The sequence below is a fragment of the Pseudomonas caspiana genome, assembly GCF_040224095.2.
In the GTDB taxonomy this organism is placed as follows: domain Bacteria; phylum Pseudomonadota; class Gammaproteobacteria; order Pseudomonadales; family Pseudomonadaceae; genus Aquipseudomonas; species Aquipseudomonas caspiana.
Window position 1 is genome coordinate 2,648,201 of the sequence record NZ_CP167995.1, and the last position, 18,854, is coordinate 2,667,054.

At 58.2% G+C, this 18,854-nt stretch carries 19 protein-coding genes and 1 pseudogene; 17 read left to right on the forward strand and 3 right to left on the reverse strand.

Annotated elements, in window-relative coordinates; genetic code table 11:
* The first annotated feature begins 76 nt into the window (after nt 1–76).
* The 4 genes and pseudogenes from mrdA to ABRP31_RS12200 all read left to right on the forward strand — a co-directional run bounded on the left by mrdA (nt 77) and on the right by ABRP31_RS12200 (nt 6,479).
* Complete coding sequence (mrdA, locus tag ABRP31_RS12185) at nt 77–1,966, forward strand: penicillin-binding protein 2 (RefSeq protein ID WP_087270229.1); 1,890 nt, start codon at nt 77–79, stop codon at nt 1,964–1,966.
* Between the two features lie 462 nt (nt 1,967–2,428).
* Nucleotides 2,429–4,147 (forward strand): ubiquinone-dependent pyruvate dehydrogenase, encoded by a 1,719-nt coding sequence (poxB, locus tag ABRP31_RS12190; protein ID WP_349970834.1) that lies wholly within the window; start codon nt 2,429–2,431, stop codon nt 4,145–4,147.
* 442 nt (nt 4,148–4,589) lie between these two features.
* Nucleotides 4,590–5,621: pseudogene (locus ABRP31_RS12195) on the forward strand (cache domain-containing protein); the annotation flags it as partial.
* Nucleotides 5,622–5,714: 93 nt separating this feature from the next.
* Nucleotides 5,715–6,479 carry a methyl-accepting chemotaxis protein gene (locus tag ABRP31_RS12200; protein WP_372489432.1) on the forward strand — a complete coding sequence of 255 codons (765 nt, stop codon included), beginning with the start codon at nt 5,715–5,717 and terminating at the stop codon, nt 6,477–6,479.
* Nucleotides 6,480–6,571: 92 nt separating this feature from the next.
* On the opposite strand, the gene ABRP31_RS12205 is transcribed toward ABRP31_RS12200, so the two are convergent.
* From ABRP31_RS12205 to ABRP31_RS12215, 3 genes are all read right to left on the reverse strand, one after another.
* Nucleotides 6,572–6,973, reverse strand: coding sequence for a DUF4124 domain-containing protein (locus tag ABRP31_RS12205; RefSeq protein ID WP_349970835.1), 402 nt, complete (start codon nt 6,971–6,973; stop codon nt 6,572–6,574).
* 84 nt (nt 6,974–7,057) lie between these two features.
* Nucleotides 7,058–7,408 carry a BrnA antitoxin family protein gene (locus tag ABRP31_RS12210; protein WP_349970836.1) on the reverse strand — a complete coding sequence of 117 codons (351 nt, stop codon included), beginning with the start codon at nt 7,406–7,408 and terminating at the stop codon, nt 7,058–7,060.
* Between the two features lie 4 nt (nt 7,409–7,412).
* On the reverse strand, nt 7,413–7,688 hold the full coding sequence (locus ABRP31_RS12215; protein WP_349970837.1) for a BrnT family toxin: 276 nt from the start codon (nt 7,686–7,688) through the stop codon (nt 7,413–7,415).
* Nucleotides 7,689–7,939: 251 nt separating this feature from the next.
* Here ABRP31_RS12215 and phnC point away from each other — a divergent pair, with 251 nt between their 5' ends.
* The 13 genes from phnC to phnP all read left to right on the forward strand — a co-directional run bounded on the left by phnC (nt 7,940) and on the right by phnP (nt 18,782).
* Entirely contained in the window at nt 7,940–8,773 is an 834-nt protein-coding gene (gene phnC / locus ABRP31_RS12220) for a phosphonate ABC transporter ATP-binding protein (protein ID WP_087270241.1), read from the forward strand.
* A 68-nt stretch (nt 8,774–8,841) separates the two neighbouring features.
* Entirely contained in the window at nt 8,842–9,846 is a 1,005-nt protein-coding gene (gene phnD, locus ABRP31_RS12225) for a phosphonate ABC transporter substrate-binding protein (protein ID WP_349970838.1), read from the forward strand.
* 234 nt (nt 9,847–10,080) lie between these two features.
* A complete protein-coding gene (gene phnE, locus ABRP31_RS12230) occupies nt 10,081–10,875 on the forward strand; it encodes a phosphonate ABC transporter, permease protein PhnE (RefSeq protein ID WP_349972739.1) in 795 nt (264 codons plus the stop codon).
* 135 nt (nt 10,876–11,010) lie between these two features.
* The gene (gene phnF / locus ABRP31_RS12235) at nt 11,011–11,718 is read left to right on the forward strand and encodes a phosphonate metabolism transcriptional regulator PhnF (protein WP_349972740.1); all 708 of its coding nucleotides are present in this window, start codon (nt 11,011–11,013) and stop codon (nt 11,716–11,718) included.
* A 14-nt stretch (nt 11,719–11,732) separates the two neighbouring features.
* Nucleotides 11,733–12,188, forward strand: coding sequence for a phosphonate C-P lyase system protein PhnG (phnG, locus tag ABRP31_RS12240; RefSeq protein ID WP_349972741.1), 456 nt, complete (start codon nt 11,733–11,735; stop codon nt 12,186–12,188).
* Nucleotides 12,188–12,796, forward strand: coding sequence for a phosphonate C-P lyase system protein PhnH (phnH, locus tag ABRP31_RS12245; RefSeq protein WP_349972742.1), 609 nt, complete (start codon nt 12,188–12,190; stop codon nt 12,794–12,796). Before phnG ends, phnH begins: the two co-directional genes overlap by 1 nt.
* On the forward strand, nt 12,796–13,872 hold the full coding sequence (locus ABRP31_RS12250; RefSeq protein WP_349972743.1) for a carbon-phosphorus lyase complex subunit PhnI: 1,077 nt from the start codon (nt 12,796–12,798) through the stop codon (nt 13,870–13,872). Before phnH ends, ABRP31_RS12250 begins: the two co-directional genes overlap by 1 nt.
* On the forward strand, nt 13,869–14,753 hold the full coding sequence (locus ABRP31_RS12255) for an alpha-D-ribose 1-methylphosphonate 5-phosphate C-P-lyase PhnJ (protein ID WP_349972744.1): 885 nt from the start codon (nt 13,869–13,871) through the stop codon (nt 14,751–14,753). Before ABRP31_RS12250 ends, ABRP31_RS12255 begins: the two co-directional genes overlap by 4 nt.
* Nucleotides 14,750–15,568, forward strand: a complete 819-nt coding sequence (gene phnK, locus ABRP31_RS12260; RefSeq protein WP_087270262.1) for a phosphonate C-P lyase system protein PhnK — start codon at nt 14,750–14,752, stop codon at nt 15,566–15,568. Before ABRP31_RS12255 ends, phnK begins: the two co-directional genes overlap by 4 nt.
* A gap of 22 nt (nt 15,569–15,590) precedes the next feature.
* The gene (gene phnL / locus ABRP31_RS12265) at nt 15,591–16,307 is read left to right on the forward strand and encodes a phosphonate C-P lyase system protein PhnL (RefSeq protein ID WP_349972745.1); all 717 of its coding nucleotides are present in this window, start codon (nt 15,591–15,593) and stop codon (nt 16,305–16,307) included.
* Nucleotides 16,301–17,476 carry an alpha-D-ribose 1-methylphosphonate 5-triphosphate diphosphatase gene (locus tag ABRP31_RS12270; protein ID WP_349972746.1) on the forward strand — a complete coding sequence of 392 codons (1,176 nt, stop codon included), beginning with the start codon at nt 16,301–16,303 and terminating at the stop codon, nt 17,474–17,476. Before phnL ends, ABRP31_RS12270 begins: the two co-directional genes overlap by 7 nt.
* Nucleotides 17,476–18,042 carry a phosphonate metabolism protein/1,5-bisphosphokinase (PRPP-forming) PhnN gene (gene phnN, locus ABRP31_RS12275; protein ID WP_349972747.1) on the forward strand — a complete coding sequence of 189 codons (567 nt, stop codon included), beginning with the start codon at nt 17,476–17,478 and terminating at the stop codon, nt 18,040–18,042. Before ABRP31_RS12270 ends, phnN begins: the two co-directional genes overlap by 1 nt.
* A complete protein-coding gene (gene phnP / locus ABRP31_RS12280) occupies nt 18,033–18,782 on the forward strand; it encodes a phosphonate metabolism protein PhnP (RefSeq protein WP_349972748.1) in 750 nt (249 codons plus the stop codon). The genes phnN and phnP overlap by 10 nt, the downstream gene beginning before the upstream one ends.
* Nucleotides 18,783–18,854 lie beyond the last annotated feature (72 nt).

Below are 18,854 nucleotides of genomic sequence, written 5' to 3' on the forward strand. Positions count from 1 at the left end.
GTGTGGAAACATCTCCTCACATATTTTTGCTGTGCGACCAGCGTCTGTATTAGCCATCTACCGAGAAGCTGTAGAAATGCCCGATCCAATTCCTTTGAAGGATCACGAGAAAGATGCACGGTTGGTCAACAAGCGGTTGATTGCCTGCGCATTGCTCGTGGCCATCCTGAGCGCGTGCCTTGTTGCGCGGATGTATTTCCTGCAAGTCACCGAGTTCGCCTATCACTCGACTATTTCTGAAAATAACCGTGTGCACGTGCTGCCAATCGCACCTGAGCGCGGCCTGATTTACGACCGTAATGGTGTGGTGCTGGCGGATAACCGGCCCAGTTACAACATGACGCTGACTCGCGAGCGGGCGGGGGATTGGCACAAGGTCATCGACGAAGTCATGGTGTTGCTCAAGCTGCCCGAGGAGGAGCGCATTCTCTTCGATAAAGACCTCAAGCAAGTGCGCCACCCGTTTGAACCCGTGACATTGTTGTACGAGCTGACCGAAGAGCAGATCGCGGTGCTGGCGGTGAATCAGTACCTGTTGCCGGGCATCGACGTCGAACCGCAATTCGTCCGGCATTACCCGTTGGGCGCGCACTTTGCCCACTCCATTGGTTACGTAGGACGGATCAACGAGAAGGAAGCCAAGCAGCTGGACTCCGTTGAGTACCGCGGCACTCAATCCATCGGCAAGACCGGTATCGAGCGTTTCTACGAGTCGGAGTTGCATGGCAAGGTCGGTTACGAAGAAGTCGAGACCAACGCCCAGGGGCGTGTGCTGCGAGTGCTCAAACACACCGACCCGACACCCGGCAAGAACATCACCCTGAGCCTGGATATCCATTTGCAGGAAGCTGCCGAAGCTGCACTGGGTGATCGACGTGGTTCTGTGGTGGCGCTCGACCCTGCGACCGGTCAGGTGCTGGCGATGGTCAGCAAACCGAGCTTCGATCCCAACCTGTTTGTGACCGGGATCAGCTTCAAGGAGTACGCAGCGCTGCGTGATTCCATCGACCGTCCATTGTTCAACCGGGTTCTGCGTGGTCTTTATGCGCCGGGCTCGACCATCAAACCCGAAGTGGCAATTGCCGGTCTCGACAGCGGTGTCGTGAACGCCTCGACCAAAGTCTTCGATCCGGGTTATTTCCAGCTGCCGGATTTTGATCACAAATACCGCAACTGGAACCACAGCGGCGATGGCTGGGTGGATATGGACGCAGCGATCATGCGTTCCAACGACACGTACTTTTATACCTTGGCACACAAGCTGGGCATCGACCGCATGTACGACTACATGAGCATGTTCGGACTGGGCCAGAAGGTCTCGCTGGACATGTTCGAAGAGTCGGCGGGGTTGATGCCGTCGCGTCAGTGGAAGCGTGCAACGCGTCGGCAGGCATGGTTTCCGGGGGAAACCGTGATTCTGGGGATCGGCCAGGGCTACATGCAGGTCACGCCGTTGCAATTGGCTCAAGCCACTTCATTGATCGCCAACAAAGGCGTGTGGGTGCGACCGCATCTGGCCATGGAGGTCGGCGGCAGCGCTCCGGTGGACGAGCATCCGATGCCGAATATCGTGCTGCATGATCCCAACGAGTGGAATCAGGTCAACATCGGCATGCAGATGGTCATGCACGATCCGCGCGGCATCGCCCGTGCGGCGGCGCAGGGCGCGCAGTACCGTATCGCGGGTAAAAGCGGCACGGCACAGGTGGTGGCGATCAAGCAGGGTGAGCGTTACGACCGTGCCAAAACCCTCGAACGCCACCGTGATAACGCCTTGTTCGTCGGCTTTGCCCCGGCCGATCATCCCAAGATCGTAGTGGCGGTCATGATCGAGAACGGCGAGGCGGGCGGCCGTGTCGCAGGTCCCGTCGTCAGGGAAATTCTTGATGCCTGGCTGCTGGACAAAGACGGCAAGCTCAAACCGCAATATGCGGCACCCGCCAAACCGGTTGAGCCGCACGTCTAGGTATTGCGGTTTTACGTGGGAGCCTAGCTTGCTCGCGATAAGGCTGGACGCTATCTATCGGATCACTGCGTTGCTCTCATCGCGAGCGAGCTCAGCTCCCACATAGACCGTGCAATTGCGTACGCCCCGCCGGTCCTAAGGTCGAAGGCACACGAGCAAGCTTGCAGGCAAACATAAAATCTCCCGCAGGTGGGTGATTGGCTGTTGACGCGAGTGGGCGGCAATCCGATTGGCCCGCGAAAGCGGTCGGTCTAAACCTGGTGAACCACATGTATAGGTTTCAGGCTGGTGTTTTCAGGCAATGATGATTGTGTCGGAGCGAAGGCTCTACATGGAATCTGCGTTTCACTGATCGACCTGTGTCAGATCACAGGCTGAACTGTGAGCCACACAGCCGGTCGATCATTGATGCGTGCCAAGCCACTGGCTACGTTTTCCACCTGTCTCGACAAGGAAACCAGCATGTCCAAAACCATTGCCGATCACCTCGCTCAAACCCTCGCCAGTGCTGGCGTCGATCGTATCTGGGGGGTGAGCGGCGACAGCCTCAATGGCCTGACCGATAGCCTGGAAAGAATCGACTCGATCCGGTGGATGCACACTCGCCACGAGGAAGTTGCAGCCTTCGCCGCCGGTGCTGAAGCGGCAAGCACTGGCAAACTTGCGGTCTGTGCGGGTAGCTGCGGGCCGGGTAACCTACACTTGATCAATGGCCTTTACGACTGCCATCGCAATCAGGTCCCGGTATTGGCGATTGCCGCGCATATCCCTTCTTCTGAAGTAGGCCTGGGCTATTTTCAGGAAACCCATCCTCAAGAGCTGTTCAAGGAGTGCAGTCACTTCGTCGAACTGGTCAGCACGCCTGAACAGTTTCCTCGAGTGCTTGAACGTGCCATGCGCGCAGCGATTGGTCAGCGTGGCGTTGCCGTCATCGTTTTACCGGGGGACGTCGCACTGAGCGATGCCCCGGACGCACTGGCCAAGTGGGTCGCTACTGCGCCACCGACGGTCACCCCAAGCGAGCCAGACATTCAGCAACTGGCCGATATCCTCAATGAATCCAAGGCGATCACATTGCTCTGCGGCGCGGGTTGCGCCGGCGCCCACGACGAAATGGTGGCATTGGCCGATCGCCTCGGAGCGCCGGTGGTGCATGCCTTGCGCGGCAAGCAGTACGTCGAATACGACAATCCGTTCGATGTCGGGATGACCGGGTTGATCGGCTTTAGCTCTGGTTATCACGCGATGCTGTCCTGCGACACACTGGTGATACTGGGCAGTAATTTTCCTTATCGGAACTTCTACCCGACGGACGCTAAAATCGTCCAGATCGACATTGACCCTACCGCTCTGGGTCGACGCACGCCGATTGCGTTGGGGCTGACCGGTGGCGTGAAGGAAACGCTCGCAGCGCTGCTGCCCAAACTGGATCGCCATGAGGATCGTCGCTTTCTCGACAAGGCGCTCAAGCATTACGCCAAGGCGCGCGAAGGGCTCGACGACCTGGCCACACCATCGTCGCCCGGCAACCCGATCCATCCGCAGTATTTGACCCGTCTGATTGATGAGCAAGCCGATGACGACGCCATCTTCAGCGTTGATGTCGGCACGCCAACCCTGTGGGCTTCGCGCTATCTGCACATGAACGGTAAGCGCAGCCTGCTGGGGTCGTTCAACCACGGCTCCATGGCCAACGCCATGCCTCAAGCGCTGGGGGCGAAAGCTGCGCACCCGGATCGCCAGGTGATTTCCCTCTGCGGCGATGGCGGGCTATCGATGCTGATGGGGGATTTGCTCAGCGTGCGCCAGCTGGACCTGCCGATCAAAATGGTGGTCTTCAATAACAGTTCGCTGGGTTTCGTGGACATGGAGATGAAAGCCAGCGGCTACGTGCCCCACGGTACTGATCTGTATGAGACCAACTTCGCCGGTATCGCCTTGGGTGCAGGCATTCTGGGTATTCGGGTGGAAAGCGCCGAAGAGTTGCCCGCAGCATTGCGCAAGGCATTCGATCACCCCGGACCGGTCTTGGTAGATGTCGTCACCGCCAAACAGGAGCTGGGTATCCCGCCAAAAATCAAACTGGCCCAGGCCAAAGGCTTCAGCCTGTACATGATGCGCGCGGTATTAAGCGGGCGTGGGGATGAGGTGTTTGAATTGGTAAAGACTAACTTGAGGTAATCCTGCCTTGCGGCAGCTGTCGTGCATCAAGCCCGGATTGTAGGAGCGCACGAGCACTGCGAGGCCGCGATAGCGGAATATCAGAAAAACCGCTATCGCTGGCCTCGTAACCTCGGTGAGGCTCCTGCAGGATTGGGTTCAATCTGGAAGACTGCGTCACCTACCAGAGGTTACGTAGGCGCCGACTTCATGTTGTCGATGCACTAATATCTGTCACCGTCGGCAGAGTGTGTGAAATCTTTAGGCCTTAAAATCCATTATATGTAACCATTCATCGCGCACTAACTTGTCATACGTCCGACTATTTGGATCCAATAAATATATTTTTCCCGGCCACTATCCTTTTACACAAAGAGCCAGTACAAACGCCGCAATGTGTTCGCTGTTTCAGTGAACAGCTGTGCGCCGTAGTAACTCTTTTGTAATGGAAGTATCCGTAATGATGAAAAGTCTGGGTTTCAGCAGAAAGATTCTGCTCGCCGCCGCGTTGGTGGTCGTTGTCGCATTTACCTGTTTTATTGTCGTTAACGATTATCGACAACGTCAGACTTTGAAATCCAATGTCTTTGCTGAACTTCAACAGCTCGGTGGCTTGACCACCCAGAACATTCAGACCTGGCTGGACAGCCGCACGCAGTTATTGCAATCCATGGCGCAGCGGGTCGCTGCGGACGGCAAAGCGATTCCTGATCTGCAACGCTCCATTGGCATTCCTGCTTACACCGATAACTTCCAGCTCAGTTATTTCGGCGGCACAGACGGGGTAATGTTTTCGGTGCCTGCGGGTAACCGTGCAGCGGATTATGATCCGCGTGCGCGTGGCTGGTACAAGGCCGCGCAAAATGCGCCTGGCACTGTTGTGACTGAACCGTACATTGCGGCTTCCTCGGGCAAGTTGGTCGTGACACTGGCAGCACCGGTCAAGTACCAGAACCAGTTCATTGGCGTTGCCGGTGCTGATATTTCCCTCGACAGTATTACCAAGACCATCAACTCGCTGAACTTCGGTGGTCATGGTTATGCATTCATTGTCAGCGGTGATGGCAAGATTCTGATTCACCCGGACAGCAAGCTGATTCTGAAAAACATCAGCGAAGCCTATCCCGCTGATACACCGAAAATCGCCGCAGGTGTAAGCGAAATCAACTCTGCCGGCAAAGCAGAAATCATGTCGCTGACCAAAGTAGAAGGTGTTTCCTCGGCTAATTGGTACGTTGCGCTGGTGCTTGATCAGGATGCGGCCTACGCAATGCTCGGCGAATTCCGCACCTCGGCTATTACCGCCATGGTCATTTCTGTGGTGATCATCATTGTGTTGCTGGGCATGCTGATCAGCGTCCTGATGCAACCGCTGCATCAGATGGGACGCGCCATGCGTGACATCGCAGACGGTGACGGCGACCTGACCAAGCGTCTGGCCATCACCTCCCAGGATGAGTTCGGTGAGTTGGCGCAGTCGTTCAACCGTTTTGTCGAGCGTATTCACGGCTCTATTCGCGAGGTGGCCTCAACGGCCGGTCAGTTGGGCGATGTGGCAATGCGTGTGGTGAAAGCCTCCAACTCGTCCATGACCAATTCCGACCAGCAGGCCAACCGCACCGAAAGTGTCGCTGCGGCTATCAACCAGCTGGGTGCTGCAGCACAGGAGATTGCCCGGAACGCTGCACGCACTTCTCAGCAGTCTGCCGATGCCAGCCAGTTGGCCAGTGATGGTCAGCAAGTCGTGCAGCAGACGATCAACGCGATGAATGAACTGTCGACGAAGATCAGCGAATCCTGTGCCAATATCGAGAATCTCAACGGCAAGACCGTCAACATCGGTCAGATTCTGGAAGTGATCACCAGCATTTCCCAGCAAACCAACCTGCTGGCCCTTAATGCGGCGATTGAAGCTGCACGTGCAGGCGAGGCCGGGCGTGGTTTCGCGGTAGTGGCTGATGAGGTTCGCAATCTGGCGCACCGCACTCAGGATTCGGCGCAGCAAGTGCAGAAGATGATCGAGGAACTGCAGGTCGGCGCACGTGAGGCAGTGGTCACCATGACCGAAAGCCAGCGTCAGAGCGAAAGCAGTGTGACTGTCGCCAATCAGGCGGGGGAGCGGTTGAGCAGCGTGACTCGCCGTATCGATGAAATCAACGACATGAACCAGTCGGTAGCGGCTGCGACTGAAGAGCAAACAGCAGTCGTGGAATCTATCAATGTCGACATTACGCAGATCAACACGCTTAACCAGGAAGGCGTCGATAACCTGAAGCTGACGCTGGATGCTTGTTCGTATCTGGAAGAGCAGGCTGCGCGTTTGCAGCATCTGGTGGGCACTTTCAGAATTTGATCTGATTGTTGATTACCGCTAATACCGCAGGACCGGCTAAAGCCGGTCCTACAAGGTCAACATTCAGGTTCAGGGCGTAGGCTGAAGATAGGTTACTTGCCTTTCTTGACCGACTGCCCACCTGAAGGGTCAAAGCACTGGCTGTCATACCGAGGACTCTCGCACAGCGATTTCGCGGTCGGCGGAGGCGGGCGGTTTTTTTGGTATTGCTTGTAACTTTCCGTCTCATAGACCGTGAATTTCGCACGCCCGCTGACTTTCAGAACTTCAGTGGCTTTCAGGTTGATCTTGTGCGCGTGATCAACCGGCTCACCCTGGCGCAACATCTTGGGTGGGCCTGGTCTTTGTACAGAGGTTTCGGCGTTGCTTTCGTCGCAAGGAACTGACGCGAAGCTGACGGAGCCCTGGGGCGATATGCATTTGAATATTTCGCTGCGAGCGGTGCCGCTTGCAAGCAGGGCGGTGATGGCTATCACCAGTGAAGGCCATTTCATGAACTGTCTCCGTGGATGGCGCAAAGCTACCACTGGCGCCGTGCAAGCCCCAGATATTTTTTGCGCTGTCACCACGGCAGGGTTTCAAACTTGAGGGGTTTTTCGGCTGTCACTGAGGAACACTTGCAGCGATTTGGCCATGCTGTTCAATTGTGCTTCCAAGGCTTCGATCTGTTTTCGATCAAAGGTGTTGAGTGGCAGATCGGCACTGAAGCGCGCTTGTGGTTCTGAAATGGTCAGAGGCTGGGTCGAGAAGCCCAATGCCTCCCTCAATAAGCCATTGATCAAGGTCTGATAGCCGATACCCTGACTATCTGCACGCTCCCTCGCAGCTTGAAGCACGATATCGTCCAGCATGATGGTAATTCGGCTTTTGCCTTTGCTTGGTGCGACTGCTCCGCGTTTTGCATTGGAGAAATCATATTGGTCTTTCATTGGATTATTGACCTCTGTATTGATTGATCTCCTGAGGCTCAGCCTTCCTTACAGAGATCAACCTGATGAAATTAGGGTCGCGGTAGGTATAAACCGCAACCAGTATCTGCCCGCTGCCATCGTCTCCAACTGTTACCCAGCGCTGCTCATCATGATCGTTGTCTTCAAGGGTGAGCGCGCTTGGGTCGTACAAGGCAGCTTCTGCATCGGCCAGCCGAACCTTGTGTTTGGCAAGGTTCTGTCTGGCTTTGGCGGGGTCAAACTGAATTCTGAACTTCATTATGCATATATTATATGTATATTGAAAGAGTAGGTTTACCTGCGCGACGATCAGGCCAACGAAGGCTAGTCGTGCTGGCGGGTCTGAACCGAGCGGTATTGTTTCCGGCTGTTGACGCTTGTTCTGGAAGCGTTTTGCAACACCTCAACCTTTCACAAAACGGTTACCTAACCGTCACTTGCAGTTCACCCCACTGAAACACCCCAGGCCTACTGTCAGTTGCAACTCACAACAACCAGACAGAGAAGCCCATGAACCCAGCCATCCATGTCGAGCGTCTGAACAAGACTTTTGCGCGCAAACCCGCGCTGGTTGATTTGGCATTGTCTATACAACCAGGCGAAATGGTCGCGCTGATCGGTGCTTCGGGTTCTGGCAAATCCACGTTGCTGCGTCATCTTGCCGGGCTGGCGTGCTGTGATCGTGGCAATGGCGGAAGCGTGCAGGTGCTGGGGCGGGAAGTGCAGGCCGCAGGCCGTCTCAACGGCAAGGTGCGCAAGCTGCGTTCCGATATCGGCTACATCTTTCAGCAGTTCAACCTGGTCAACCGTCTCAGCGTGCTCGACAACGTGCTGCTGGGTTGTCTGGGGCGCATGCCCGGCTGGCGCGGCAATCTCGGCCTGTTCAACGCCGAGGAAAAGCAACGCGCTTTGCAGTCACTGGATCGCGTCGGTCTTGTCGATCTGGCCGCCCAGCGTGCCTCGACCTTGTCGGGTGGTCAGCAGCAGCGGGTCGCCATTGCACGGGCGCTGACTCAGCGTGCCGAGGTGATCCTCGCTGACGAACCTATCGCATCGCTGGACCCTGAGTCCGCCCGCAAGGTCATGGAAATCCTCGCCGACATCAACCGCACCGACGGTAAAACCGTGGTCGTCACCTTGCATCAGGTGGATTACGCGGTGCGTTATTGCCCCCGCGCGGTGGCGCTCAAAGGCGGACGGATTCATTTCGATGGCGATGCACAGAATCTCAGCAGCCAGTTCCTCAACGACCTGTACGGCGCAGACGTGGACACCAGCCTGATGATTGCAGAGGAGGGCCGACGCATCGTAGCCCCACCTCGTCTGGTGCTGGCTCGTAATTGAGCAGCCACCCATTTTTTTGGAAAAAACCGAACACAACAACAGCCAAACCCAAACTGAGGAGTGCTTCCATGTTGAACCGTATCGGTCGCGTCGTTGCGTCTGCCGCGTTGCTGGGCAGTTGCCTGCTGGGCACTGCCCATGCCGACGAGAAAGTTATCAACTTCGGCATCATGTCTACCGAGTCTTCGCAGAACCTGAAAAGCATCTGGCAGCCATTTCTGGATGACATGGGTAAGAAAACCGGGCTGAAGATTAACGCTACGTTCGCCTCGGACTACGCGGGTCTCATCCAGGGTATGCGCTTCAACAAGGTCGATGTGGCCTGGCTGGGCAACAAGGCAGCGATGGAGGCGGTGGACCGCTCCAACGGCGAAATCTTTGCTCAGACGTCGGCCGCCAATGGTGCGCCGGGCTACTGGAGCGTGATCATTGCCCGCAAGGACAGCCCGATCAATACCGTCGAGGACATGCTAAAGAATGCCAAGACCCTGACCTTCGGTAACGGTGATCCAAACTCCACCTCCGGTTATCTGGTGCCGGGCTACTACGTGTTCGCCAAGAACAACGTCGATGCCGCTACTGCCTTCAAGCGCACTTTGAACTCCAGTCACGAAGTGAACGCGCTCAGCGTTGCCAAGGGCCAGCTAGATGTGGCGACTTTCAACACCGAAAGCTGGGATCGCCTCGAGGTCACTCAGCCGGACATGGCTGCCAAGCTCAAAGTGATCTGGAAGTCGCCGCTGATTCCGTCCGATCCGATGGTCTGGAGCAAGGCTCTGTCGGATGAAAACAAAAACAAGATTCGTGAATTCTTTGCGGATTACGGCAACACCGACGAAGAGAAAGCCGTCCTCAAAGGCATGCAACTGGGCAAGTTCCTCAAGTCCAGTGATGACCAATTGCTGCCGATCCGTCAGTTGGATCTGTTCAAGCAGCGCACTGAAACCCTCGCCAGCACCAGCCTGAATGCCGACGAGAAAGCCAAGCGCCTCAAGGACATTGATACGGGCCTGAGCAAGTTGCAGGAACGCCTGACCGAGCTTGAAAAGAAAAATACCGCCAGCGCGGGTTGATTGATCCAGGGCGCGCCTTTTCAAGGGGTGCCCAGCTCTCAAAAAAAGAACTATCCGAATTGGAATGTTTTTTCTGTAGGAGCTCACGAGCACCGCGAGGCAGCGATAGCGATCTGCCTGATACACCGCCATCGCGGCCTCGCGGTGCTCGTGCGCTCCTACAGGAATCGCGTTTGCTGTGCGACAGCGCGGCGTCCAGACCACGGGCAAACTCCTGCTGAACGAGATCCGATTATGACGAGCACGACCCATGTGGCTTATACGCAGGCCGCTGGTAAACGCAGTTGGCCGCAATATCTGGGCTGGGGCCTGTTCCTGGCCATGCTGGCCTGGGCCTGGAAGGGCGCCGAAATGAATCCGCAGGCGCTGTACCGAGACTCGGGAAACATGGCGACTTTCGCCGCCGATTTCTTTCCGCCTGACTTCCACGAGTGGCGTTCTTACCTCAAGGAAATGATCGTCACCGTACAAATTGCGTTATGGGGCACGGTGCTGGCGATTGTCTGCTCGGTGCCGCTGGGCATCCTCTGCGCCGAAAACATTACCCCTTGGTGGATTCACCAACCGCTGCGCCGGGTCATGGACTCGTTTCGCTCCATCAACGAGATGGTCTTCGCCATGCTGTTTGTGGTGGCAGTCGGCCTCGGTCCGTTCGCTGGCGTTCTGGCGTTGTGGATCAGCACCACCGGCGTACTGGCCAAGTTGTTCGCCGAAGCCGTGGAAGCAATTGATCCGGGCCCCGTTGAAGGCGTACGCGCCACCGGTGCGAGCGCCTTGCAGGAAGTTATCTACGGGGTCATCCCGCAGGTCATGCCGCTGTGGATTTCCTACGCGCTGTATCGCTTCGAATCCAACGTACGTTCGGCAACCGTAGTCGGGATGGTCGGTGCGGGCGGGATCGGTGTGATCCTCTGGGAAAACATCCGTGCATTCCAGTTCACCCAGACCTGCGCCGTGTTGTTGGTGATCATCGTCGTGGTCAGCGCTATCGACATCGTGTCCCAGCGTTTGCGCAAGCAGTTTATTTAATCGCATGGCACACCTTCATCCCGTAGGAACTGCCGCAGGTTGCGAAGCTCGGTGTTTCAAAAAAGCCGTTTCGCAGCCTTCGGCAGCTCCTGCAGAAGGAATTCATACGTTGCTTGAGAAAGGTGTTTTTTAGTCATGGACATGTCTAGACAACAAGCCGAACCGCTGTATCTCGAACTCGCCAACATTCTGCGTGCCGAGCTCGGCAGCTACACCGCAGGTGATTACTTGCCCGCTGAAGTTCAGCTCGCTGCACGTTTTGACGTCAACCGTCACACGATCCGCCGGGCCATCGATGAGTTGGTGCGCGAGGGTAGTGTGTTGCGGCGTCAGGGCAAGGGCACGCAGGTTTTGCAGCGCCCGCTGATCTACCCAATGCGGGCTGACAGCGCTTACAGCCAGTCATTGTCAGCCCAGGGGATTGGTGTCGACGCCACTCTGCTGCAACGTCAGGAATGCCCGGCCAGCGTCGAGGACGCCGAACATTTGCAACTTGATGAATACGCCCCGCTGATCGAACTGCACACCCTGCGCAAACTCGACGGCCATCCCGTAAGCCTGATTCGCCATCGTTTCTGCGCCACTCGCAAAGAGTTGCTGGCCAGTTACAGACGCGGCTCGCTGCGCCAGTTCCTGGCCGACCGCGACTTGCCGCTGACCCGAACCTTGAGTCTGGTTGGGGCGCGTCTGCCCAGTCGCGAAGAGGCGGATCTGTTGATGATGCCGCGTCACTTGCCAGTGCTCACCGTCCTCACCGTTTCCCGCGACAGCAGCGGTCAGCCGGTGGAGCTATCGCGCTCCACCAGTCGCTCTGACCGCTTCCAGTATCAATTCATCGTCTGATGGAGATGCCTCATATGAACCCTGCTACAGACCCCGCTATTGCTGAGCGTCAGCGCTGGATTGGTGTACTCGCCCGCGCCGTCGGCGACGAACTGAGCCGCCATGAATCAGCGTTGCGTGACGCCGAATATCAACTGATTCGCGCCCCGGAAATCGGCATGACGCTGGTGCGTGGCCGCATGGGCGGCACCGGCGCGCCGTTCAATGTCGGTGAAATGAGCGTAACCCGTTGCGTCGTTCGTCTGGCTGACGGGCGCACCGGTTACAGCTATCTGGCCGGACGCGACAAGCCCCGCGCCGAGCTGGCAGCACTGGCCGATGCCCACTTGCAAGGTCCGCAACAACAGCACTGGCTCAGGGAACTGATCGAGCCGCTGGCCCGCGCCCAACTCAAGCGCCGTGCTGACAAGGACGCCGAAACCGCCGCCAGCAAAGTGGAATTCTTTACCCTTGTCAGAGGAGAAGACTGATGAATGCAGCTCTGTTGCAACCGGCATTCGCCGACCCGGTACTCGACGCCCAGCGCAGTTTTCGCGCGGCCCTCAAAGCATTGGCAGGCCCGGGTGTCATCCACACTTTGCAGGCGGCACAGCGCCCCCCGGCACTCACCGGTCTTGATTCAGCCACCCATGCCTTGTGCCTCGCCTTGCTGGATATCGACACCGCATTGTGGCTGGCCCCGGCGTTCGACACGCCGGCCATTCGCGCCAACCTGGCCTTTCACTGCGGCTGCCCGATTGTCACTGAGCGCCGCCATGCGCGATTCGCCTTGCTGGACGACAGCCAGCTACATGATCTGTCTGGCTTCGACCTGGGTAACGACCGTTATCCGGACCAGTCCTGCACCTTGCTGGTCCAGCTGTCGAGCCTTGGCGGCGGTAGCTCCATGAGCTGGCAAGGACCGGGCATTGAAAGCGAAAACAAAGTCGCCTTGCCGTTGAGCCACGCATTCTGGAGCCAGCGCGAACAGCACAACGATTTTCCCCGTGGGCTGGATGTGTTCTTCGTCGCCGACAGCGATTTGCTCGGCCTGCCGCGCAGCACCCGGGTCACACAAATTGCACAGGAGCGTGCCTGATGTACGTCGCCGTCAAAGGTGGCGAACAGGCCATCGATAATGCCCACCGCCTGCTGGCCAAAAAACGCCGCGGCGATACGTCCATTGCCGAGCTCAGTGTCGAGCAGATTCGTCAGCAACTGCCGCTGGCCGTGGCTCGCGTCATGACTGAAGGCTCGCTGTATGACGAGCAGCTTGCGGCGCTGGCCATCAAGCAAGCAGCGGGGGACATGATCGAAGCGATTTTCCTGCTGCGTGCCTACCGCACGACGCTGCCGCGCTTCAGCGCCAGCCTGCCGATCAATACCTCGGACATGCAGCTCAATCGTCGCCTCTCTGCCACCTTCAAAGACGTCCCTGGCGGGCAATTGCTCGGCCCGACGTTCGACTACACCCATCGTCTGCTGGACTTCACATTACTGGCGGACGGCGAATACCCAGGCCCGCAGATAAAAGAAAACGCCGCTCTTGAACTCTGCCCGCGTGTATTGGGTTTATTGGCCCGGGAAGGCTTGATCAAAAACGAAGCCGACAGCGGCGAAGCCGTTGCCGACATCACCCGCGAGCCCCTGGAATACCCGGCCAATCGCGCGCAGCGCTTGCAAGCGCTGGCCCGTGGCGATGAAGGTTTTCTGCTGGCTCTGAGTTACTCGACTCAGCGTGGTTATGGCCGCAATCACCCGTTTGCCGGGGAAATCCGTATCGGCGAAGTCGAGGTCTGGACCGAACCTGAAGAGCTGGGTTTCCCGATTGCCATCGGCGCTATCGAAGTGACCGAATGCGAAATGATCAACCAGTTCGTTGGTTCGGCCACTGAACCGGCGCAGTTCACCCGCGGTTACGGTCTGGCGTTCGGCCACGCAGAGCGCAAGGCCATGGCCATGGCGCTGGTGGATCGCTCTCTGCGCGCCGAGGAGTTCAATGAAGAAATCCAGTCCCCGGCGCAGCAGGAGGAGTTCGTGCTCGCTCACTGCGACAACGTCGAGGCTGCCGGTTTCGTTTCGCATTTGAAACTGCCGCACTACGTCGATTTCCAGTCCGAACTGGGGCTGATCCGTAAACTGCGTGCGCCTGCACACAAGGAGTCCAAGCCATGAATGCTTATCAGCAGGCGAAACCCCAGCCCCAGCGCGACGAGGCCTACAACTTCGCGTATCTGGATGAGCAGACCAAACGCATGATCCGCCGCGCCTTGCTCAAGGCAGTGGCTATCCCCGGTTACCAGGTGCCATTTGGCGGCCGTGAAATGCCGTTGCCTTATGGCTGGGGCACCGGTGGCATGCAACTGACGGCAGCGATTCTGGGCGCAGAAGACGTGCTCAAGGTTATCGACCAGGGTGCGGACGACACTACTAATGCCGTGTCAATCCGGCGCTTCTTTGCCCGCACTGCCGGTGTCGAAACCACCGAGCGCACGCCCGAAGCGACCGTCATCCAGACCCGCCACCGTATCCCGGAAACACCGTTGAGTGCCGAGCAGATTCTGGTCTATCAGGTGCCGATTCCCGAGCCGCTGCGCTTCATTGAACCGCTGGAAACCGAAACCCGGACCATGCACGCGCTCAATGATTACGGGGTCATGCACGTCAAGCTTTACGAAGATATCGCCACCTTCGGCCACATCGCGACCAGCTACGCGTATCCGGTGATGGTCGATGAGCGCTACGTGATGGACCCGTCGCCGATTCCCAAATTCGACAACCCCAAACTTGACATGAGCCCGGCGTTGATGCTGTTCGGTGCAGGGCGAGAAAAACGACTGTACGCGGTGCCGCCGTTTACCACAGTCGTGAGCCTGGATTTTGAGGATCACCCGTTCGAGATCCAGCGCTGGGAGCACAACTGCGCCATCTGCGGCAGTCATGACTCTTACCTCGATGAGCTGATTATTGACGACGCGGGCACTCAGAGCTTCGTCTGTTCCGATACCGATTACTGCGCTCAGCGGGTCATCCAGCAACAGGAGGCGGGCCAATGATCAGCGCGCAAGCCAGCCACGACATTACGCCTCTGCCCGAGAGCACACAGCCGCTGCTCAAGGTACGTGACCTGACCAAACTGTATGGCCCCGACAAAGGCTGTCAGGGCGTCAACTTCGAACTGTACCCGGGGGAAGTGCTGGGCATCGTCGGCGAATCCGGTTCCGGTAAGTCCACCTTGTTGTCGCTGCTCAGTGGCCGCTGCCCGCCAGACCGTGGCGGCATCGATTATCGCGGCAAGGACGGCCAGATGCTCGATCTGTACAGCGCCACTGAAGCCCAGCGCCGGACCTTGCTGCGCACTGAGTGGGGGTTCGTCGAGCAAAGCCCGCGTGATGGTCTGCGCATGGGCGTGTCCGCCGGAGCCAACATCGGCGAGCGATTGATGGCGCAGGGCGTGCGCAATTATCAAGAGTTGCGGGCGGCCGGGATTGACTGGCTGACTCAGGTGGAGATCGATCCGCTGCGCATCGACGACTTGCCGCGCACTTTCTCCGGGGGCATGCAGCAACGGCTGCAGATCGCCCGCAATCTCGTGTCCAGCCCGCGACTGGTGTTCATGGATGAGCCTACCGGCGGACTCGATGTTTCGGTGCAGGCACGCTTGCTGGATTTGCTACGCGCGCTGGTGCGTGAGCTGGACCTGGCGGTGGTAATCGTCACCCATGACCTGGCCGTCGCCAGATTGCTGGCTGACCGCTTGATCGTGATGCGTCGCTCGCGGGTGGTGGAAACCGGTTTGACCGACCAGATCCTCGATGACCCACAGCATCCTTACTCGCAGTTGCTGGTGTCTTCGGTGCTGCAACCGTGAACCGCCTTTTGGGGGACGTCTCATGAATACGCTGATCGAGGTCCGCGACCTCTCGAAAACTTTCACTTTGCACCAGCAAAACGGCGTGGTGCTCAATGTGCTGCGCGGTATGAACTTCACGGTTCGTGGCGGCGAGTGTCTGGTGCTGCATGGTGATTCCGGCGCAGGCAAAAGCACCTTGCTGCGTACGTTGTACGCCAACTACTTGCCCGCTGGCGGCAGCATTCGCGTGCAGCATGACGGCCAGTGGCTGGAGTTGGTCGGCGCAGAGCCCCGGCAGGTGCTGGCGGTAAGACGCCAGACGTTGGGCTACGTCAGCCAGTTTCTGCGGGTGATCCCGAGGGTCTCCAGTCTGGATGTGGTGATGGAGCCCGCGCTGTCGCGGGGCTGGTCAAAAGCCGACGCCAGGGCTCGCGCCGAACAACTGCTGACTCGCCTGAACATCCCACAACGCTTGTGGCAACTGGCGCCGGGGACTTTTTCCGGTGGCGAACAACAGCGCATCAATATTGCCCGCGGCTTCATGGTGCCGTGGCCGGTGCTGCTGCTGGACGAGCCGACTGCATCGCTGGATGACAGCAATCGCCAGGTGGTGCTGGAGCTGATGAATGAAGCCAAAAATGCCGGTGCCGCGTTGATCGGGATCTTCCATGACCGAACCGCCCGTGAAGCGGTTGCCGATCGCTATCTGGACATGACCCCGGTGGACCTGACCGCCAAGGAGCTGCAGCAATGCTGACCGAACAGATTCTGACCAATGTACAAGTGGTCACGGCCGATCAGGTGTTCAACGGCACTGTGGTAGTGCGCGATGGCTTGATCGCTGAAATGCAAACCGGCCGTAGCCAGTTGTCTCAGGCGCAGGATTTACAGGGTGACTTCTTGCTACCTGGCCTCGTCGAGTTGCACACCGACAACCTTGAAAAGCACCTGTCGCCACGCCCCGGCGTAGACTGGCCGTCAGCTTCGGCCGTGCTCAGCCATGATGCGCAGATCATTGCGTCCGGCATCACCACGGTATTCGACGCGCTGTCTATCGGCGACGTGAATCCCAAGGGCAAGCGCATGCAGCAGTTGCCCGCCATGCTTGAAGCGATCGCCCACGCCAATGCGGCGGGTCTGACCCGTGCCGAGCATCGTCTTCACTTGCGATGTGAAGTCTGCCACCCGGATACCTTGAGCGTGTTCCGCGATCTGGTGGAGCAGCCGTTGGTGCAACTGGTTTCAGTGATGGACCACTCGCCGGGTCAACGTCAGTTCGCTCTTGAGTCCAAGTACCGCGAGTACTACATGGGTAAATACCACCTGACCACCGCGCAGATGGATGAATTCATCGTCGAGCAGGTAGCCAATTCCCGCGAATACAGCGACCGCTATCGCCGCGCCATTGTTGAGGATTGTCTGGCTCGAGGGCTGTCGGTGGCCAGCCATGACGACGCGACGCTGGCTCATGTCGAGGAGTCCGCGGGCTACGGCATGAGCATCGCTGAATTTCCTACCACCCTGGAGGCTGCTCAGGGTTGTCGGCGTCTGGGGATGAGCGTGTTGATGGGCGCACCCAACGTGGTACGCGGCGGTTCTCACTCGGGCAACGTGGCAGCCGTCGATCTGGCACAAGAAGGGCTACTGGATATTCTCTCCAGCGACTATTATCCGGCCAGCCTGTTGCAGGCGGCGTTTACGCTGGCCGGGCAGGGCGAGTCCTGCACGCTGCCTCAGGCGGTGGCGATGGTCAGTCGGGCTCCGGCGGTTTCAGCCGGGCTGGACGATCGCGGGGAAATTCGAGTCGGGTTGCGTGCCGATCTGGTCCACGTCAGGACTGATAAGAGCCGGGCTGATCATGTCAGGGCTCAAGGTACGCTGCCGGTTATTCAGCAGGTCTGGCGACAAGGCAAGAGGGTGTATTGATGGCGGGCAGGTTGATCTATCTCATCGGGCCGTCCGGTTCGGGCAAGGACAGCCTGCTGGATAGCGCGCGCGATGAACTGACCCGGCGCGGTTGCCGGGTCGTGCAGCGCGTCATCACGCGTTCGGCGGAAGCCGTGGGTGAGTCCGCGCAGGCCGTGACCGTCGAGCGGTTTCTGGCCATGCGGGCGCAGGGTGACTTCGCCTTGAGCTGGCAGGCCAACGGCTTGCATTACGGCATCCCCAGACAGATTGATGAATGGCTGGCCGAAGGGCAGGACGTGTTGGTCAACGGCTCGCGTGCGCATCTGCCTCAGGCTCGCCAGCGCTATCCTGAGTTGTTGGCGATCTTGTTGACGGTCAGTGACGACACCTTGCGCCAACGCTTGCTTGCCCGAGGCAGGGAATCGGTGGCTGACATCGAAGCGAGGCTGCAACGCAACTCCCGTTTCACCGTTGAGTTGCTGGCCAGCGATTCAGCGGTACGCTTGCTCGACAACTCGGGAGCGCTGGAGCAGACCACCGAGCGCCTGTTGCAGTACATCGCCCATGAGCACGTATGCGTCTGACCTTGCTGGGCACCGCGGATGCTCGGCAGGCGCCGGTTTATGGCTGCCAGTGCCCGGCATGTCTGGCGGCAACGGCCGATCATCAATTACGGCGGCTACCGTGCAGTGCCTTGATCGAGTGCGGCGATCAACGCTGGTTGATCGACAGCGGATTGATCGACCTTGCCGAGCGTTTTCCACCGCGTACGTTGAGCGGCATTCTGCAGACTCATTACCATGCTGACCACGCTCAGGGGCTGCTGCATTTGCGCTGGGGGCAGGGACTGATCATTCCGGTACACGGGCCGCAAGATCCGGAAGGCTTGTCTGACCTGTACAAACATCCCGGAATTCTTGATTTCAGCCAACCATTCGATGCGTTCGAGACCCGCGAGTTTGGCGAACTGACCGTCACTGCATTGCCGTTGCTGCACTCAAAGCCGACCTTGGGTTATCTCTTGAAAGGTGAGGGCAGGAGCATTGCTTACCTCACCGATACGGTGGGTTTACCCGATGCGACGGCTGAATACTTGCAGCGCGAGCCGCTGGATGTAATGGTTCTTGACTGTTCGATGCCGCCGCAACCGCAAAAACCGCGTAACCATAACGATCTGAACCTTGCGCTTGAAATCATTGAACACCTGCAACCGGGCAAGGCGGTGCTGACCCACATAGGGCACACGCTGGATGCATGGTTGATGGAGCATGGGCATGAGTTGCCGGAGCAGGTGGTCATCGCCAGAGACGGGATGCAGGTCTGATCTACGCCCGAACTTCGCCATACACCACCGCTCAAACGTGACAGATTGATCACGAAAGCGTGGTCAAGATGA

Coding starts and splice junctions, on each gene's coding strand:
- phnL (WP_349972745.1), top strand. CDS start 15,591: ATGAATACGCTGATCGAGGTCCGCGACCTCTCGAAAACTTTCACTTTG.
- phnN (WP_349972747.1), top strand. CDS start 17,476: ATGGCGGGCAGGTTGATCTATCTCATCGGGCCGTCCGGTTCGGGCAAG.
- phnE (WP_349972739.1), top strand. CDS start 10,081: ATGACGAGCACGACCCATGTGGCTTATACGCAGGCCGCTGGTAAACGC.
- ABRP31_RS12270 (WP_349972746.1), top strand. CDS start 16,301: ATGCTGACCGAACAGATTCTGACCAATGTACAAGTGGTCACGGCCGAT.
- ABRP31_RS12200 (WP_372489432.1), top strand. CDS start 5,715: ATGACCAATTCCGACCAGCAGGCCAACCGCACCGAAAGTGTCGCTGCG.
- poxB (WP_349970834.1), top strand. CDS start 2,429: ATGTCCAAAACCATTGCCGATCACCTCGCTCAAACCCTCGCCAGTGCT.
- ABRP31_RS12215 (WP_349970837.1), bottom strand. CDS start 7,688: ATGAAGTTCAGAATTCAGTTTGACCCCGCCAAAGCCAGACAGAACCTT.
- phnH (WP_349972742.1), top strand. CDS start 12,188: ATGAATGCAGCTCTGTTGCAACCGGCATTCGCCGACCCGGTACTCGAC.
- mrdA (WP_087270229.1), top strand. CDS start 77: ATGCCCGATCCAATTCCTTTGAAGGATCACGAGAAAGATGCACGGTTG.
- ABRP31_RS12205 (WP_349970835.1), bottom strand. CDS start 6,973: ATGAAATGGCCTTCACTGGTGATAGCCATCACCGCCCTGCTTGCAAGC.
- ABRP31_RS12250 (WP_349972743.1), top strand. CDS start 12,796: ATGTACGTCGCCGTCAAAGGTGGCGAACAGGCCATCGATAATGCCCAC.
- phnK (WP_087270262.1), top strand. CDS start 14,750: ATGATCAGCGCGCAAGCCAGCCACGACATTACGCCTCTGCCCGAGAGC.
- ABRP31_RS12210 (WP_349970836.1), bottom strand. CDS start 7,408: ATGAAAGACCAATATGATTTCTCCAATGCAAAACGCGGAGCAGTCGCA.
- ABRP31_RS12255 (WP_349972744.1), top strand. CDS start 13,869: ATGAATGCTTATCAGCAGGCGAAACCCCAGCCCCAGCGCGACGAGGCC.
- phnG (WP_349972741.1), top strand. CDS start 11,733: ATGAACCCTGCTACAGACCCCGCTATTGCTGAGCGTCAGCGCTGGATT.
- phnF (WP_349972740.1), top strand. CDS start 11,011: ATGGACATGTCTAGACAACAAGCCGAACCGCTGTATCTCGAACTCGCC.
- phnD (WP_349970838.1), top strand. CDS start 8,842: ATGTTGAACCGTATCGGTCGCGTCGTTGCGTCTGCCGCGTTGCTGGGC.
- phnC (WP_087270241.1), top strand. CDS start 7,940: ATGAACCCAGCCATCCATGTCGAGCGTCTGAACAAGACTTTTGCGCGC.
- phnP (WP_349972748.1), top strand. CDS start 18,033: ATGCGTCTGACCTTGCTGGGCACCGCGGATGCTCGGCAGGCGCCGGTT.